General features: G+C 65.8%; 16 protein-coding genes. 5 read left to right on the top strand and 11 right to left on the bottom strand.

Annotated features, from left to right (window positions below):
* Nucleotides 1-33 precede the first annotated feature (33 nt).
* The 5 genes from RVU70_RS05655 to RVU70_RS05635 all read left to right on the top strand — a co-directional run bounded on the left by RVU70_RS05655 (nucleotide 34) and on the right by RVU70_RS05635 (nucleotide 5,081).
* On the top strand, nucleotides 34-597 hold the full coding sequence (locus RVU70_RS05655; protein ID WP_363350104.1) for a F0F1 ATP synthase subunit delta: 564 nt from the start codon (nucleotides 34-36) through the stop codon (nucleotides 595-597).
* Nucleotides 597-2,129: a F0F1 ATP synthase subunit alpha gene (atpA, locus tag RVU70_RS05650; protein ID WP_363350103.1), complete on the top strand. Its 1,533-nt coding sequence runs from the start codon at nucleotides 597-599 to the stop codon at nucleotides 2,127-2,129. Before RVU70_RS05655 ends, atpA begins: the two co-directional genes overlap by 1 nt.
* Before the next feature lie 82 nt (nucleotides 2,130-2,211).
* Nucleotides 2,212-3,093 carry a F0F1 ATP synthase subunit gamma gene (locus tag RVU70_RS05645; RefSeq protein WP_363350102.1) on the top strand — a complete coding sequence of 294 codons (882 nt, stop codon included), beginning with the start codon at nucleotides 2,212-2,214 and terminating at the stop codon, nucleotides 3,091-3,093.
* 25 nt (nucleotides 3,094-3,118) lie between these two features.
* On the top strand, nucleotides 3,119-4,546 hold the full coding sequence (atpD, locus tag RVU70_RS05640) for a F0F1 ATP synthase subunit beta (protein WP_363350101.1): 1,428 nt from the start codon (nucleotides 3,119-3,121) through the stop codon (nucleotides 4,544-4,546).
* 133 nt (nucleotides 4,547-4,679) lie between these two features.
* On the top strand, nucleotides 4,680-5,081 hold the full coding sequence (locus RVU70_RS05635; protein WP_363350100.1) for a F0F1 ATP synthase subunit epsilon: 402 nt from the start codon (nucleotides 4,680-4,682) through the stop codon (nucleotides 5,079-5,081).
* 71 nt (nucleotides 5,082-5,152) lie between these two features.
* Here the strand turns inward: RVU70_RS05635 and RVU70_RS05630 are convergent, their stop codons facing one another.
* The 11 genes from RVU70_RS05630 to RVU70_RS05580 all read right to left on the bottom strand — a co-directional run bounded on the left by RVU70_RS05630 (nucleotide 5,153) and on the right by RVU70_RS05580 (nucleotide 16,997).
* Complete coding sequence (locus tag RVU70_RS05630; RefSeq protein ID WP_363350099.1) at nucleotides 5,153-6,400, bottom strand: cyclic nucleotide-gated ion channel; 1,248 nt, start codon at nucleotides 6,398-6,400, stop codon at nucleotides 5,153-5,155.
* Nucleotides 6,397-9,066 carry an alanine--tRNA ligase gene (gene alaS, locus RVU70_RS05625; protein ID WP_363350098.1) on the bottom strand — a complete coding sequence of 890 codons (2,670 nt, stop codon included), beginning with the start codon at nucleotides 9,064-9,066 and terminating at the stop codon, nucleotides 6,397-6,399. The genes RVU70_RS05630 and alaS overlap by 4 nt, the downstream gene beginning before the upstream one ends.
* A 219-nt stretch (nucleotides 9,067-9,285) precedes the next feature.
* Nucleotides 9,286-10,353 carry a recombinase RecA gene (recA, locus tag RVU70_RS05620; protein ID WP_363350097.1) on the bottom strand — a complete coding sequence of 356 codons (1,068 nt, stop codon included), beginning with the start codon at nucleotides 10,351-10,353 and terminating at the stop codon, nucleotides 9,286-9,288.
* A gap of 139 nt (nucleotides 10,354-10,492) precedes the next feature.
* Complete coding sequence (locus tag RVU70_RS05615) at nucleotides 10,493-11,257, bottom strand: class I SAM-dependent methyltransferase (protein ID WP_363350096.1); 765 nt, start codon at nucleotides 11,255-11,257, stop codon at nucleotides 10,493-10,495.
* 82 nt (nucleotides 11,258-11,339) lie between these two features.
* Complete coding sequence (locus tag RVU70_RS05610; RefSeq protein ID WP_363350095.1) at nucleotides 11,340-12,044, bottom strand: pirin family protein; 705 nt, start codon at nucleotides 12,042-12,044, stop codon at nucleotides 11,340-11,342.
* A 63-nt stretch (nucleotides 12,045-12,107) separates the two neighbouring features.
* Nucleotides 12,108-13,304: a PQQ-dependent sugar dehydrogenase gene (locus RVU70_RS05605; RefSeq protein ID WP_363350094.1), complete on the bottom strand. Its 1,197-nt coding sequence runs from the start codon at nucleotides 13,302-13,304 to the stop codon at nucleotides 12,108-12,110.
* A gap of 139 nt (nucleotides 13,305-13,443) precedes the next feature.
* Nucleotides 13,444-13,674: a hypothetical protein gene (locus RVU70_RS05600; RefSeq protein ID WP_363350093.1), complete on the bottom strand. Its 231-nt coding sequence runs from the start codon at nucleotides 13,672-13,674 to the stop codon at nucleotides 13,444-13,446.
* 53 nt (nucleotides 13,675-13,727) lie between these two features.
* Nucleotides 13,728-14,201, bottom strand: coding sequence for a nuclear transport factor 2 family protein (locus tag RVU70_RS05595; protein WP_363350092.1), 474 nt, complete (start codon nucleotides 14,199-14,201; stop codon nucleotides 13,728-13,730).
* Nucleotides 14,198-15,382 carry a GNAT family N-acetyltransferase gene (locus RVU70_RS05590; protein ID WP_363350091.1) on the bottom strand — a complete coding sequence of 395 codons (1,185 nt, stop codon included), beginning with the start codon at nucleotides 15,380-15,382 and terminating at the stop codon, nucleotides 14,198-14,200. The genes RVU70_RS05595 and RVU70_RS05590 overlap by 4 nt, the downstream gene beginning before the upstream one ends.
* A gap of 25 nt (nucleotides 15,383-15,407) precedes the next feature.
* Nucleotides 15,408-16,667 (bottom strand): serine hydroxymethyltransferase, encoded by a 1,260-nt coding sequence (gene glyA, locus RVU70_RS05585; protein ID WP_363350090.1) that lies wholly within the window; start codon nucleotides 16,665-16,667, stop codon nucleotides 15,408-15,410.
* A 90-nt stretch (nucleotides 16,668-16,757) separates the two neighbouring features.
* Complete coding sequence (locus RVU70_RS05580; RefSeq protein ID WP_363350089.1) at nucleotides 16,758-16,997, bottom strand: hypothetical protein; 240 nt, start codon at nucleotides 16,995-16,997, stop codon at nucleotides 16,758-16,760.
* Nucleotides 16,998-17,088: the final 91 nt, after the last annotated feature.

Below are 17,088 nucleotides of genomic sequence, written 5' to 3'. Positions count from 1 at the left end.
TTTGGAACGGCGGAAATTTGACGAGCGATCCAAGTGGCTCAAGACGGAGTTTCGCTTTCCGGCGTCGCAGGACGTTACGCCTCCGCCCTTTACGAACTGGCGTCGGAAAAGAGCGCCACAGACGAGGTCGCCGCGGCGCTCGCCGCGTTTCAGAGCCTCATGAACGATAGCCCCGACCTGAAGCGCCTGGTGAAGAGCCCGGTGTTTACGGCGCAGGAGCAGGTCAAGGCGCTCGACGCCGTTCTCGGCAAGGCCGGCGTTTCCGGCATCGCCGCCAATTTCATCCGGCTGGTCGCCTCCAAGCGCCGCCTCTTCGTCCTTCCCGACATGATCGCCGCCTATCAGGGGCTGCACGACAAGGCCAAGGGCCTCGTGCGCGCCGACGTCACCGTCGCCGCCCCGCTGCGTCCCGATCATGAGGCGGCGCTGCGCCAGGCGCTCGCCGCGGTCACCGGCGGCAAGTCGGTCAGCCTCAATGTTCGCACTGATCCGTCGGTCATCGGCGGCATTATCGTCAAACTCGGTTCGCGCATGGTCGACGCTTCCGTTCGCACCAAGCTCAACTCAATCCGCACACGCATGAAAGAGGTCGGCTGATGGATATCCGCGCCGCTGAAATTTCCGCGATCCTCAAGAACGAGATCGCCAACTTTGGCAATGAGGCCGAAGTCACCGAGGTCGGCCAGGTTCTGTCCGTCGGCGACGGCATCGCCCGCGTCTACGGCCTCGACAATGTGCAGGCCGGCGAGACCGTCGAATTCGAGAACGGCGTGCGCGGCATGGCGCTGAACCTCGAGAGCGACAACGTCGGCATCGTTATCTTCGGCTCCGACCGCGACATTAAGGAAGGCCAGACGGTCAAGCGCACCGGCGCCATCGTCGACGTGCCCGTCGGCAAGGAGCTTCTCGGACGCGTCGTCGACGCGCTCGGCAATCCGATCGACGGCAAAGGCCCGATCAAGGCGACCCAGCGCGCCCGCGTCGACGTCAAGGCGCCCGGCATCATTCCGCGCAAGTCGGTGCACGAGCCGATGGCGACCGGCCTCAAGGCCGTGGACGCGCTGATCCCGATCGGCCGCGGCCAGCGCGAGCTCATCATCGGCGACCGCCAGACCGGCAAGACCGCCATTGCGCTCGACACGATCCTGAACCAGAAGTCGCTGAACGTCGAAGGCGCGCCCGAGAGCCAGAAGCTCTACTGCGTCTATGTCGCCGTCGGCCAGAAGCGTTCGACCGTCGCGCAATTCGTGAAGGTGCTCGAGGAGCGCGGCGCGCTCGAATATTCGATCATCGTCGCCGCGACCGCTTCCGATCCGGCCCCGATGCAGTTCCTGGCGCCCTTCGCCGGCTGCGCCATGGGCGAATATTTCCGCGACAACGGCATGCACGCCGTGATCATCTACGACGATCTGTCCAAGCAGGCCGTCGCCTATCGCCAGATGTCGCTGCTGCTGCGCCGCCCGCCGGGCCGCGAAGCCTATCCGGGCGACGTCTTCTATCTGCATTCGCGCCTGCTCGAGCGCGCCGCCAAGCTCAACGACGACCGCGGCGCCGGGTCGCTCACCGCGCTGCCGGTCATCGAGACGCAGGCCAACGACGTGTCGGCCTATATTCCGACCAACGTGATTTCGATCACCGACGGCCAGATCTTTCTCGAGACGGATCTGTTCTACCAGGGCATCCGCCCGGCGGTGAACGTGGGTCTCTCCGTGTCGCGCGTCGGCTCCTCGGCGCAGACCAAGGCGACGAAGAAGGTCGCCGGCAAGATCAAGGGCGAATTGGCGCAGTATCGCGAAATGGCGGCCTTCGCCCAGTTCGGCTCCGATCTCGACGCGGTGACGCAGCGCTTGCTCAACCGCGGCGCGCGCCTCACCGAGCTCCTCAAGCAGCCGCAGTTCTCGCCGCTGAAGATGGAAGAGCAGACCTGCGTGATCTACGCCGGCGTCAACGGCTATCTCGATCCGCTGCCGGTCAACCGCGTCAAGGCCTTCGAAGACGGGCTGTTGACGATCCTGCGCACGCAGCACGCCGACATTCTCGAAAGCATCCGTTCGACGAAGGATCTGCCCGCGGAGACGGAAGCGAAGCTCAAGGGCGTGGTCGAAACTTTCGCGAAGTCCTTCGCCTGACGACCATTAGGGCCCTCTCCCCGTCGCGGGGAGAGGGGGAAACGCCTCCTAAGGGCGCGAACTCTCAGCAAGAAGCACGCTCATGCCCTCGTTGAAGGATCTTCGAAACCGGATTTCTTCCGTCAAGGCGACGCAGAAGATCACCAAGGCCATGCAAATGGTCGCGGCCGCCAAGCTGCGTCGCGCGCAGACCGCGGCGGAAGCCGCGCGTCCCTACGCCGAGCGCATGGAATCGGTGCTCGCCAATCTCGCCGCCGGCGTCACTGCCGGCGGTCCGCAGCTTCTCGCCGGCAACGGCCGCGACGATGTGCATCTTCTCGTCGTCGCCACGGCCGAGCGCGGCCTCTGCGGCGCGTTCAACTCCTCGATCGTGCGTCTCGCCCGCGACCACGCGCAGCGCCTTCAGGGCCAGGGCAAGACGGTCAAGATTCTCTGCGTCGGCAAGAAGGGCTACGACCAGCTGCGCCGCCAGTTCGAGAAAGAGATCGTCGAACTCATCGAACTGCGCGGCCTGAAGCAGATCGGCTTCGAGAACGCCGACGACATCGGCAAGAAGATCATCGCCATGTTCGAGGCGGGCGAATTCGACGTCGCCACGCTGTTCTTCTCGAAGTTCAAATCGGTCATCGCGCAGCTCCCGACCGCGCAGCAGCTCATTCCGGCCCAGATCGCCGCGAACGAGAACGCGCCCGCGCAGGAAGGCCCGCAGCCGACCTACGAATATGAGCCCGGCCAGGACGAGATTCTCTCGACCCTGCTGCCGCGCAATATCTCGGTTCAGGTGTTCCGCGCGCTGCTCGAGAACGCCGCCTCCGAACAGGGCGCGCGCATGAGCGCGATGGACAACGCCACGCGCAACGCCGGCGACATGATCCGCAAGCAGACGACCCTCTACAACCGGTCGCGGCAGGCGATGATCACCAAGGAACTCATCGAAATCATCTCGGGCGCCGAAGCGCTCTGACCGCTAAAATAGACGAGGACGTAACATGGCCGCCAACAAGCCCACGGGCCGCATCACCCAAGTCATCGGCGCCGTCGTCGACGTGAAGTTCGACGGCCACCTGCCCGAGATTCTCAACGCGCTCGAGACGACGAACCAGGGCCAGCGCCTGGTGCTCGAAGTGGCCCAGCATCTCGGCGAGAACTCCGTGCGCACCATCGCCATGGACACGTCCGAGGGTCTGACCCGCGGTCAGGAGGTCACCGACACGGGCGCGCCGATCTCGGTGCCGGTCGGCGAGGAGCTGCTCGGCCGCATCATCAACGTCATCGGCGAGCCGGTCGACGAGGCCGGTCCGGTGAAGTCGAGCGGCGTCCGCGCCATCCATCAGCCGGCCCCCTCCTACGCCGAACAGGCGACGGAAGCGCAGATTCTCGAGACCGGCATCAAGGTCGTCGACCTGCTCGCGCCTTACGCCAAGGGCGGCAAGATCGGCCTGTTCGGCGGCGCCGGCGTCGGCAAGACCGTGCTCATCATGGAGCTCATCAACAACGTCGCCAAGGCGCACGGCGGCTACTCCGTCTTCGCCGGCGTCGGCGAGCGCACGCGCGAGGGCAACGACCTCTATCACGAGATGATCGAGGGCGGCGTCAACAAGAAGGGCGGCGGCGCCGGCTCCAAATGCGCGCTGGTCTATGGCCAGATGAACGAGCCGCCGGGCGCCCGCGCCCGCGTCGCGCTCACCGGCCTGACCGTCGCCGAAGAGTTCCGCGACAAGGGCCAGGACGTGCTGTTCTTCGTTGACAACATCTTCCGCTTCACCCAGGCGGGTTCGGAAGTGTCGGCGCTTCTCGGCCGCATCCCCTCGGCGGTCGGCTATCAGCCGACGCTCGCGACCGACATGGGCGCGCTGCAGGAGCGCATCACGACGACGACCAAGGGCTCGATCACCTCGGTGCAGGCCATTTACGTGCCGGCCGACGACTTGACCGACCCGGCGCCGGCCACTTCCTTCGCCCATCTCGACGCCACGACCGTGCTGTCCCGCTCCATCGCGGAAAAGGGCATCTATCCGGCCGTCGACCCGCTCGACTCGACGTCGCGCATGCTCTCCCCGGCGATCGTCGGCGAAGAGCACTACGACGTCGCCCGCCGGGTGCAGTCGACGCTGCAGCGCTACAAGTCGCTGCAGGACATCATCGCGATCCTGGGCATGGACGAACTCTCGGAAGAGGACAAGCTCGTCGTCGCCCGCGCCCGTAAGATCGAGCGCTTCCTCTCGCAGCCGTTCCACGTCGCGGAAGTCTTCACCGGCTCGCCTGGCAAGCTCGTCGCGCTGGCGGATACGATCAAGGGCTTCAAAGGCTTGGTCGAAGGCGAATACGACCACCTCCCCGAGGCCGCCTTCTATATGGTCGGCTCCATCGAGGAGGCGATCGAAAAGGCCGCCAAGCTCGCCAAGGAAGCGGCGTAAGGCAAAGAACGTCGGAGCCGGATTTCGATCCGGCCATCCGCCGTTTGCTTTTTGTGGATGGCCGGGTCGAGCCCGGCCATGACGCGCCGAACAACGGCGCCATCCCTATCGAAGACCCCCGCCGGAGACCGACATGCCCGCTTTTCACTTCGAACTCGTCTCTCCCGAGAAGCTCCTGTTTTCGGGCGACGTCGAAAGCGTCGTGGCGCCGGGCGCCGAGGGCCAGTTCACCGTCCTCAAGGATCACGCGCCGGTGATGACCACCCTCAAATCCGGCGTTGTGACGGTCGCGGGCGGCGACGGAAAGGTCGAGAAGCTTTTCGTGCGCGGCGGATTCGCCGACGTGAACGCCGCCGGCTTCACCATTCTCGCCGAGCTGGCCGTGTCGCTTGACGAGGTCGATGTCGCCAAGCTCGACGCCGACATCAAGAACGCCCGCGAGGACGTCGCTGACGCCAAGTCCGACGACGTCCGGCAGGTCGCCAGCGAAAAACTGGCGCAGCTCGAGGAGCTGCGCGCCTCCGTCGGCGCGTAAAAGCAGCGTTTGCCTATCTTCGCGGCGCTCCGATCCCTCGATCGGAGCGCTTTTGTTTTGGCGGGCGCAGCCTATTCGACGCCATCGCCCTCGACGGGAGCGGCGGGCTGGGTGAGTTCGGCCTCGATCATGTCGCCGTGCTGGGACTCGGCCGAAAGCTCCTTGCGGCTGGCGGCGACGCTACGGATAGCCTCGCCGACCTCCGGATTGCGCACGATCAGCGACTGTAGATCGTAGGCGTCGAGAATGAGGAGCTTCGTCGGCTCGACGGCGCGAACATTGGCGGAGCGCCGCGCCTTGTGCAGAATGGCCATCTCTCCAAAGAACTGGCCCGCCCCGAGCCGCACGGCCTCGTTCGGTAGCTCGATCTCCACTTCGCCTTCCGCGATGAAATACATGGACTGCGCAAGATCGCCGCGTCGCACGATCAAGGTCCCCGCGGGCACGGACTGGGCGCTCAGATAGCGCATGATCTCCGCAATGGAGCTGGCGCCCAGCGTGCGAAATAAGGGCACGCTCGCAACCATGCTCCAGGTGACGACGAATTCGCGGCGGTGTATTTCCTCGGCGAAAGCCGTCGCAACGATGCCGACCGGCAGGCCCAGCATCACATAGCCCATTACCATCGTTACCGAAGCGATCATGCGCCCGGCGACGGTCACGGGCGTGACGTCGCCATAGCCCACCGTGGTGATCGTCACGATCGCCCACCACATCGCGGCGGGAATCGAGCCGAACGCCTCCGGCTGCGCGTCCTGCTCGGCGATGTGGATCGCGCTCGCCGAGAACAGCACCGCGCCAAACAACAGGATCGCCGTCGCCACCAGAGCCTTGCGCTCCGCCTCCATCACGGCGACCAGCGTCCGAATTCCCGCGGAGTAACGCGCCAGCTTGAAGAAGCGCAGCAGCCTCAGCAGCACCATCACCCGGAGGTCTGAGGTGATGAAAAAGGAGAGGTAGAAGGGCAGGATCGTCAGGAGGTCGATGATCGCCGATCCGGAGACGATGAAGGCCAGTCGCGCCGAGACGGGAGTGCGTTCGGCGTAGGGCGTGTGTTCCGGCGACGACCACAGCCGCAACAGATATTCGATGGTGAAGCCGACGACGGCGATATATTCGATCGCGTGAAACAGCCGGTTGAATTTGCGGTCGTATTCCGGCACCGACTCGAGAACGACCGCAATGACGGACAAGGCGACGAGGGTGACGAGGGCGCGATGGACATAGCGGGTGGTCCAGTCATGCCCGCCGCCGTCGAGAATCACATGCACGCGGCGGCGGGCGCGATAATACCAGCTGCGTCCGACCGCCGTCTTCACTGCGCCGCCTTGCCCCTCAAGGCGTCTTCGACCGAGGCGAGGGCCTGATCGATCGCCGCCGCATTTGGACCGCCCGCCTGCGCGAGATCGGGCCGCCCGCCGCCGCCCTTGCCGCCGAGCGCCACGCTCGCGACGCGGACGAATTCCACCGCGCTGTATTTTTCGGTGAGGTCGTCCGTGACGCCGACGACGATTCCCGCCTTGCCGTCGGGCGAAGCGCTGGCGATGGCGACGACGCCCGAGCCGATGCTTTTCTTCGCGTCGTCGACCAGCGACTTCAGATCCCGGGCGTCGATCCCCTCGACCGCGCGGGTCAAGAGCTTCACCCCGCCAATGTCGCGCGCCTCGGGGCCGGCCCCATCGCCGCCGCCGCCGCCCATGGCGAGCTTGCGCTTGGCCTCGGCGAGTTCGCGTTCGAGCCGCTTGCGCTCGTCCATGATCTGCGCCAGCCGGCTCGGCGCGTCTTCGACAGGGGCGCGCATCAGGCTCGCAATGTCCTGCAGCGCGCGAGACTGCGACGTCAGATAGCTGCGGGCGCCCTCGGCGGTGCGCGCCTCGATGCGCCGGACGCCGGAGGCGACCGCGCCCTCGCTGGTGATCGCCAAAAGGCCGATGTCGCCGGTTCGCGCGACATGGGTGCCGCCGCAGAGCTCGACCGAGAAGGCGTGGTGAACGCCGGGATCGGGACGACCCATGGAGACGACGCGGACCTCATCGCCATATTTCTCGCCGAACAGCGCGCGGGCGCCCGACTCGATCGCCTCGTCCTGCGCCATCACGCGGGTGTCGACAGGCGCATTGTCCTGGATGATTTCGTTGGCCAGCGTTTCCACCTGCTCGAGCTCCTCTGCGGTGAGGGGCTTGGGATGGGTGAAGTCGAAACGCAGGCGCTCGGGCGCGACGAGCGATCCCTTCTGCGCGACATGGTCGCCGAGAACCTGGCGCAGCGCCTCGTGGAGAATATGCGTCGCGGAGTGATTGGCGCGAATAGCCTTGCGGCGATCGTGATCGACGTCGAGTTCGAGCGCGAGGCCGGGCGTCAATTCGCCCTCTTCGAGGACGCCTTCGTGGACGATGAGGTCGCCGAGCTTCTTTAACGTGCTTTCGACGCGGAAGCGCAGCCCCTTGCCGCGCATGACGCCGACGTCGCCGATCTGGCCGCCGGATTCGCCATAAAATGGCGTCTGATTGAGGATGACGGCCCCGCGCTGGCCCTGCTTGAGCGCGAAGGCCTCCGCGCCGTCATGGACGAGGGCCGTGACCACGCCTTCACTTTTCTCGGTGTCGTAGCCGAGGAATTCGGTCGCGCCGAGACGCTCCTTGAGGGCGAACCACAGCGTTTCGGTCGCGGTCTCGCCCGAACCCGCCCAGGCCTTGCGCGCCTCGGCGCGCTGGCGCTCCATGGCGGCGTTGAAGGCGTCCTTGTCGACGACGATGCCGCGCGGCCGCAGGGCGTCCTCCGTCAGGTCGAGCGGGAAGCCGTAGGTGTCGTAGAGTTTGAAGGCGGTTTCGCCCGAGAACTTTGCGCCCGTTCCGAGGCCGGCGGTCTCGTCGTCGAGAATGGCGAGACCGCGCGCGAGCGTCGCGCGGAAGCGGGTCTCCTCGGTCTTCAGCGTATCGACGATGAGCGCCTGGGCGCGGATGAGTTCGGGATAGGCTTGGCCCATTTCGGCGACGAGCGTCGGCACGAGGCGCCACATCAAGGGCTCCTGCGCGCCGAGGATCTGCGCGTGACGCATGGCGCGGCGCATGATCCGGCGCAGCACATAGCCGCGGCCTTCATTGGACGGGGTCACGCCGTCGGCGACCAGGAAGGAGGAGGCGCGCAAGTGGTCGGCGATGACGCGATGGCTCGCCGCCTGCGGCCCGTTGACAGGCGCGCCGGTGAAGTCGGCCACCGCGCCGGTGAGGGCGCGGAACAGGTCGATCTCGTAATTCGAGGTCACGCCCTGCATCAGGGCCGAGATGCGCTCGAGACCCATGCCGGTGTCGATCGACGGGCGCGGCAGCGGCGCGCGGCTCCCCGGCGCAACCTGCTCATACTGCATGAACACGAGGTTCCAGAACTCGAGGAAGCGGTCGCCGTCCTCGTCAGGGCTGCCGGGCGGCCCGCCCGCGAGCGCCTCGCCCTGGTCGTAGAAGATTTCCGAGCAGGGGCCGCAGGGGCCCGTGTCGCCCATGCTCCAGAAATTGTCGGAGGAGGCGATGCGGATGATGCGGCTCTCGTGGAAGCCGGCGATCTTCTTCCAAAGGTCATAGGCTTCGTCGTCGTTGTGATAGATGGTGACGAGCAGACGGTCGACGGGGAGCTGGAATTCCCGGGTGATCAGGCCCCAGGCGAGTTCGATCGCGCCTTCCTTGAAGTAATCGCCGAAGGAAAAATTCCCCAGCATTTCAAAAAAAGTGTGGTGGCGCGCGGTGTAACCGACGTTGTCGAGGTCATTGTGCTTGCCGCCGGCGCGCACGCATTTCTGCGCGGAAGCCGCGCGGGCCTGGTGACGCTTCTCGACGCCGGTGAAAACGTTCTTGAACTGGACCATGCCCGCATTGGTGAACATGAGGGTCGGGTCATTGTGCGGGACAAGCGGAGAGGACGCGACTTTCTCGTGGCCGTTACGCACGAAATAGTCGAGGAATGCGGAGCGTATCTGGTTGACGCTGCTCATTTTGCGTCTCTCTGAAGGCGACCGGGCGCGCCCGGTCATATGGTGAAAAACTTTGCCGGGCGGAAGGCCGTCCCGCCGACGGCCCGCGTCGCGATGGGCCGGATGCAAGCCCGCGCGCGCCGCCTGTTGCGGCCGGATATGCCAGTCCGGGAGCGTTTCGGCAATGAAAAAGGCCCGACGGGCGGGCCTTCGATCGGTAAAGTGGAGAAGGGCGCCGGATTACTCGTCGTCGTCGGGTCCGCCGGCGTCGAGAATCTTTTCGGCGATGAGGCCGGCGTTTTCGCGGATCGCCTGCTCGATGCGGCTGGCGGCCTCCGGATTCTGCCGCAGAAAGGCCTTGGCGTTCTCGCGACCCTGGCCGAGCCGCTGGCTGTCGTAGGAAAACCAGGCGCCCGACTTTTCGACGACTCCGGCCTTGACGCCAAGGTCAATGAGCTCGCCGACCTTGGAGACGCCTTCGCCATACATGATGTCGAATTCAACTTGCTTGAACGGGGGCGCGACCTTGTTCTTGACGACCTTGACGCGGGTCTGGTTGCCGATCGTCTCGTCGCGCTCCTTGATCGCGCCGATACGGCGGATGTCGAGACGGACGGAAGCGTAGAACTTCAGCGCATTGCCGCCGGTCGTCGTCTCCGGCGAGCCATACATCACGCCGATCTTCATGCGGATCTGATTGATGAAGATGACGAGCGTGTTGGAGCGCGAGATCGAACCGGTGAGCTTGCGCAGCGCCTGGCTCATCAGCCGCGCCTGCAGCCCCGGCTGCACCTCGCCCATCTCGCCTTCGATCTCGGCGCGCGGCGTCAGCGCAGCGACCGAGTCGACGACGAGCACGTCGACCGCGCCCGAGCGCACCAGCGTGTCGGTGATCTCGAGCGCCTGCTCGCCCGTGTCGGGCTGGGAAATCAAAAGCTCGTCGAGATTGACGCCGAGCTTGCGGGCGTAGACGGGGTCGAGCGCATGTTCGGCGTCGACGAAGGCGCAAACGCCGCCGGCCTTCTGGGCCTCGGCGATGACATGTAGGGTGAGCGTCGTCTTGCCCGAGGATTCGGGGCCATAGATTTCGACCACTCGGCCGCGCGGCAGGCCGCCGACTCCGAGCGCAATGTCGAGGCCGAGCGAGCCCGTGGAAATGGTCTCGATCTCGACGGCCTTCTGATTCTTGCCGAGCCGCATGATCGAGCCCTTGCCGAAGGCGCGCTCGATCTGCGACAGGGCGGCGTCCAGCGCCTTGGTCTTGTCCACGGACGATCCTTCCACGAGGCGGAGATTGGCTTGGCTCACGGCTTGAAATCCTTCTGGCACGAATCGACGGGCGTGGGCAACGTGCTCGAACGCTATTGTGCATGATTTGTTCTAGCCGCCAAGTTCTTTTTTCGTTCTTTTCCCAAGCCTCCGATACCCAAGAGAAGATCGTTTCAACTCAAACGTCTCTGTAACCACAGCGCAAATGCAGCGGAACCCTGAGCGGCGCGGCCGGCGGATCGGCCCGCCACGCGGCGTCCAGCGCCTTATCCACAAGGGCGAGCGGGTCGCGCCCTAGCCGCTCCCGATATTTGCGCACGGCCGACCAGGTCGAGAGGAAGCGGACGAGACCCTTCTTCGAGTCGGCGATCGGCGTCGTGAAGGCGGGGCTCTCGCGCTCGGGGAAGGGAAAGGGCAGGGTGCGGTAGCCGCTGAAGTAATAATGCGACGTCTCTCCCCAGAACGCGCCGAGAATGTCGGTCTTGAGCCGTTCCAGCACGGCGTCGAGCGCTGGGCGGCCGGTCCAGGGCCAGTCATAGGTCCAGGCCGCAAGAACGCCGCCGGGCTTCAGGGCGCGCCGGGCCAGCGGGTAGAATTTGGCGAGGTCGAACCAGTGCAGCGAGCAGGCGCAGGCGATGAGGTCGACGGCGTCAACGAGGCCAGGGTCGTCCTCCGCGGCGGCGAGGCGGTAGTCGATATTGGGCCGTTTCGGCGCCAAGGCCAATTGCCGCGGGTCGCGCTCGGTGGCCAGCACGCGGTCGAAATAGGGCGAGAGCCCCAACGCCGCCTGGCCGCTGCCGGCGCCGCAATCCCAGGCGAGGCCCCGCGCGGGGACGGCTTCGGCGAGCCAGGCGAAAAGCGCCTCGGGATAATCCGGTCGAAACGCTGCATATTCCGCCGCGTTCTCGCCAAAGACCAGCGATTGCTCGTCGTCCGCCTTCACAGCCTCTCCGAAGCCTTGCCGTGGTTGCGCGCGCAGCGACGCAAGCCTGCGCCACGTCGCCGCGAACGTGTGCCTTCATGTCTCACATGCGCATGTTGAAGAGAAGCGCCTCCGCCTCGTTGACCCCCTCGAGGCGCAGTTCATCCGCTTCCGTCACGCCGACGCCGTCGCCGGCGGCGAGCCGCTCGCCATTCACGAGGAGGTCGCCGCGCGCGACCTGCACCCAGGCGCCGCGCCCCGGCGCCAAATGCAGCGTCACATTTTCCCCTGCGCCGAGCCGCGTCGCATAGAGGTCGACGTCGCGATGGAGGGTGAGCGCCCCGTCGCGGCCGTCGCGGGAGGCGATCAGCCGCAACCGCCCGCGCAGCTCCGCCGCGGGGAAGGCCTTCTGCTCATAACCGGGGGCGAGGCCTTCGCGCTCCGGCAAAATCCAGATTTGCAGGAAATGCGCCGGCTCGCGGTCGGAAGCGTTGAATTCGCTGTGGCGCACGCCCGTCCCCGCGGTCATGCGCTGGGCTTCGCCGGGACGCAGAACGCCGCCGCCGCCGGTGCTGTCCTGATGCTCCAGCGCGCCCTCGAGCACATAGGAGATGATCTCCATGTCGCGATGAGGATGCGTCGGAAAGCCGCCGCCCGGCGCGACGCGATCCTCGTTGATCACCCGCAAGGGCCCGAAGCCCATATGCGCCGGATCGTAATAGTCGCCGAAAGAAAAGCTGTGCCGGCTGTCGAGCCAGCCGAGCCGGGCCGCGCCGCGCGCGTCCGCCTTACGGATCGCCATCTGCATGTTTCGATCTCCTGTCCGAGACGAAACATGGTTCCCGCCAAGCCCGGCGCCAATGGCGCCGTTTCAATTGCGGGCGATGGGGCTCGGGCGGTAGCGAATGCGGTAGACGGCGCCGTTCTGGTCGTCGGTGACGAGCAGGGCGCCGTCCGGAGTCTGCGCCACGTCGACCGGCCGGGCGAGATAGGGCGTGACGCCCTTGTTCCAGCCCTCGAGGAAGGGTTCGCTTCGCCCGGCTCTGCCATCGGGCCCAACGGGCGTGAACATCAGCCTTGCGCCGAGCGGCGGCTCGCGGCCGCCGGAGCCATGCTGGGCGGAGAAGATCCCGCCCCGGTATTTCTCGGGAAAAGCCGCGCCCGTGTAGAAGATCATGCCGAGGTCGGCCGCGTGCGGCGCCTCTTCGACTTCCGGAAAGACGACGCCATCCGGCGGCGGCTCGTCGGCATATTCCGGCGTGCGGGCGTGGCCGCCGCCATACCAGGGAAAACCGAAATGCAGGCCGGCGACGGGCGCGCGATTGAGCTCGCCGGGCGGCGTGTCGTCGCCCATTTCGTTCGACTGATTATCGGTAAACCACAGCGCGCCGTCGGCGGGGTTGAAGTCCATGCCGACGGAATTGCGTATGCCGCGTGCGAAGACGTCGCGCGCTGACCCGTCCTTGTTCATCCGAACGACGCCGCCAATGCCGGTTTCGTCGTAGAGCGCCAGCTTTTCTTTCGGCGCAACGTCATAGGGCTGGCCGAGCGACACATAGAGCTTGCCGTCGGGTCCAATGCGGCACATGCGCGAGGTGTGCGCGTCGCTTTCCTCGTCGCTTGGAATGAGCGCGCCTTTTTCGACGACGACCGTCTTCTCGGGCTTGCGCCAATTGTTCTCGGCGTCGGCGAAACGCAGGATCCGGTTGCGCTCGGCGACATAGAGCGACCCTGCGTCGTCGAAGCAGAGGCCGTGCGGCCGATCGAAGTCGACGCCCGACGCGAAGAGGCCGACGGAGGACGCGCCGTCGACGCCAGGCGCCAGCACATAAATGCGGTTGTCGGCGCCCGTGCCGATGAAGATCGCCTTGCCCTGCGGCCCCACCGCGATGCTTCGCGCGCCCGGCGCCCGCGCATAGAGCGAGATGGCGAAGCCGTCCGGGAGGCGCGTCTCCTTCAGCAGGGCGTCGATGTCGCTCGCGCTTTTCGCGTGCGGCGCGGGGTTGGAAAATCGCGCGAGCGCGACCGCGCAAAGGAGGGCGAAAGAGGCGTAGGACATCGGCCGCATGGCTTCCTCCAGGAAGCTCATGAAAATCGTGGCGACGCGCCTTTGTTCCGTGCTGCAAGACGACCGAGGGCGCCTGCGACAACGAGGCGTCTCTAAAGGTCGCGCTTCATCAGCGCGCCCTAAACGGCAGATTCGCGGTTCAGGGCGACGGAAGCAGGTAGAGCGCGGCGGCCATGACGGCGCCGCAAGCGAGCGCGCTGAACAGAAGGGGAGCGATCCTTCGCAAACCCTTTGCGTCTTCGGCCGGCGTCGCGCAATGCGCCTTCGATCCGCTGAAGCGAGGCAGCAGTCGATGCGCGACGACGCAGCCGCCGAGGCCACAGATTGCGGCGACAGCGATTCCAACGGCAAGCGGCGCGGCGAGGGACATGAGCGTCTCCGATCGTTCCCGGCATCTTCGCGCGCGGGCGCTCGCCCGTCAAATCACAGGCCGAGGTCGGAGAGGCCGGGATGGTCCTTGGGACGCGGGCCGAGCGGCCAGCGATATTTGCGCTCGGCTTCGCTGATCGGCTGGTCGTTGATGCTCGCGAAGCGCAGGCGCATCAGACCGTTTTCGTCGAACTCCCAATTCTCGTTGCCATGCGAGCGAAACCAGTTGCCCGAATCGTCGCGCCATTCGTAGGCGAAGCGCACGGCGATGCGATTGTCGGCGCAGGCCCACAGTTCCTTGATGAGGCGATAATCGAGCTCGCGCGCCCATTTGCGCGTCAGAAATTCGACGATTTGCCCGCGCCCGACCGGAAACTCGGCGCGATTGCGCCAACGGCTGTCGATCGTATAGGCGAGCGAGACGCGCTCGGGATCGCGCGTGTTCCAGGCGTCCTCGGCCATGCGCACTTTCTGGATCGCGGTTTCGCGCGTGAAGGGCGGCAGCGGCGGTCGTTGCGTCTCGCTCATGATGGCGTCTTCTCCCTTGTCTCTTTCACGTCGTTGCGGAACGGCAGCGCGGCTTCCTGCTCGGCGATCATGGCGTCGACCTCGAGGCGCTCGCGCCGGCAATAGTCGGCGATGGCGGCGCCAAAGCCCTTGTCGGCGAAGTCATGCGCCGACCAGGTGAGAACCGGACGATAGCCCCGCGCAAGCTTGTGCTCGCCCTGCGCGCCCGCCTCGACGCGCTTGTAGCCATGGGCGATCGCATGTTCGATCGCCTGATAATAGCAGACCTCGAAATGCAGAAAGGGTCGCTCGACGAGCGCGCCCCAGTTGCGGCCGTAAATGGCGTCGTCGCCCAGAAAATTGATCGCGCCGGCGATAGGCGCGCCGTTTTCGCGCGCCATCACCAGCAGGAGGCGCTCCGCCATCGTCTCGCCGATCATGTCGAAGAATGCGCGTGTGAGATAGGGCCGGCCCCATTTACGCGCGCCGGTGTCCATGTAAAAGGCGAAGAAAGCGTCCCAATGCGCGGGCTTTATTTCGGCGCCGGCGAGACGCTCGATGACGAGGCCGGTTTGCGCCTCGCGTCTTTCCCGACGGATCGCCTTGCGCTTGCGGCTCGCCAGCGCGTCGAGAAAATCATCGAAGTCGCGATAGTCTTCGTTGGTGAAATGGAATTGTTCGCCGGCGCGCAGCGTAAAGCCCGCGGCGCGCAGAGTCTCGGCCTCTGACGGCGTCGCGAAGGCGATGTGCAGCGACGACGCTTCCAGGGCCTGTCGCAGGCCGCGCAGCGCGCCGATCAAAGCCGCCGAAGCGCCGTGGGGCGCGCCGTCTGCGACGAGCAGCCGTCGCCCGGTGACGGGCGTGAAGGGCGACGCGACCTGAAGCTTGGGATAATAGCGCCCGCCCGCGCGCTCATAGGCCTGCGCCCAGCCTTGGTCGAACACATATTCGCCGAGACTGTGCGACTTGAGATAGGTCGGCGCGCAGGCGACGAGACGCCCAGTCGCGTCCTCGACCAGCACGTGAACGGGCGCCCAGCCGGTCTTGCGCCCCACGGAGCCGGAGCGTTCGAGCGCCTGGAGGAAGGCGTAGGAGACGAAGGGATTATGGGGCGCGCCCCGTGGGTTGGCGCAGGCGTCCCATGCAGCGGCGCCGACGCTTTCGAGGGACTGAACGATACGCGCCGAGAGTTCGAGAGCCATGACCGCCGCAGTTTGACAAGTCTCGTCAGTAAATAGGAAACGCCCGGCAAAGCGCCAGCACGTCGTCGCGCGCCGCGGCGATGAGCGAGCGGTTTGTGGGATCGGCGACGACGCCTGCAATCCACGCGCCGATCTGCCGGAATTCGGCGGGGCCGAAGCCGCGCGTCGTGCCGGCGTTGCTGGACAGCCGCAGGCCGGAGGGCGCCTCGGGCGGCCGCGGATCGAAGGGGATCAGATTCTTGTTGACCGCGAGACCGGCCGTCTCGAGCGCTTTGGCGGCGACGTCGCCGGTGACGCCGGTCGCCGACAGATCGACGAGGATCAGCCCCATATCCGTGCCGCCGGCGACGATGCGCAGGCCTGCCGCGTCCAAAGCATGGGCAAGCGTGCGCGCGTTGTCGAGCACGGCTTCGTTATAGGCGCGAAAGTCGGGGCGCAGCGCCTCGCCGAGGCAGGCCGCCTTGCCGGCGACGGCGTGCAGCATCACCGAGCCCTGAACGCCCGGAAAGATCCCGGCGTTGATGCGGCTCGACAAGGCGTCGTCGTTCCACAAAACCAGGCCGCCGCGCGCGCCGCGCAGGGATTTGTAGGTCGTCGTCGTCACGACATGGGCGTGCGGAAAGGGGTGCGGATAGAGTCCTGTGGCGACGAGCCCCGCGAAATGCGCCATGTCGACGAGAAGAAAGGCGCCGACCTCATCCGCAATGGCGCGCAGACCCGCGAAGTCGATCGCCCGCGGATAGGCGGAGCCGCCGGCGACGATCATCCGCGGGCGCGTCTTGCGAGCGAGGTCGCGCACCTCGCCGAGGTCGATCGTCTCCGTGACGCGGTTCACGCCGTAATGGGCAATCTTGTAGTCGCGTCCGGTCAGCGTCGCGGGATGGCCATGGCTGATATGCCCGCCCGCCGCGACATTCATGGAGAGGATCGGATCGCCGAGGTCGAGGAGGCCAAGAAACACGCCGGCGTTGGCGTTCGAGCCCGAATGCGGCTGCACATTGGCGAAGCGGCAGCCGAAAAGTCTTTTGGCGCGCGCGACGGCGAGGCTTTCGATGGCGTCGGCGAATTGAGCGCCGCCGTAATAGCGCGCGTAAGGCGCCCCCTCGACCGTCTTGTTGGTGAGCGCCGAGCCTTGCGCTTCCAGCACCAGGCGCGAGACGATGTTTTCAGAGGCGATCAGCTCGATTCCCTCGCGCTGACGCGAAAGCTCGCCCTTGATCAGGTCGGCGAGTTCGGGATCGGCGTCGACGCCTCGGGTGAAGTAACCCTCCGGGGGATGGGGCATGGCCGCTCCAATGCGCAGACTCTTATTCACATTCCCGAATCGTTCGCGACGTCGATCGTCGCGTAGGAGCGCAATAGTCCGCGGAAAGGCCTATTCGCTCAATTTGCCGAAGGGCTCCGCCGGAAGTTTCAATCCCTTCCCAAAAGGATCGCTCGCGGCGGTCCAGCAGTGGACCGTCCGATAGCATGTCGCGCCCGTGATGCGGTTCCTGTGCCAAACTCCGCCGGGCAGCGTTTCAAACAGATACGCCCAGCCGCCTACTATCGAGAGGCCAATGAACACGACGACGAATGCAAAGACGCCCCTTTTTCCGTCGAGCCAGTGCAGCATTTCATTCCTCCGCTTTTCTTGTTGATAACATACCCTGACAAAAATCCAATTGTTCCAATGCTCAATCAACGCGCTTCAAAGAGATGGCGGC

Origin of the sequence: Methylocystis echinoides (assembly GCF_040687965.1) — a bacterium.
GTDB lineage: Bacteria > Pseudomonadota > Alphaproteobacteria > Rhizobiales > Beijerinckiaceae > Methylocystis > Methylocystis echinoides_A.
Note: the sequence above shows the minus strand (reverse complement) of the source record. Positions and strands in the feature narration are given on the sequence as shown.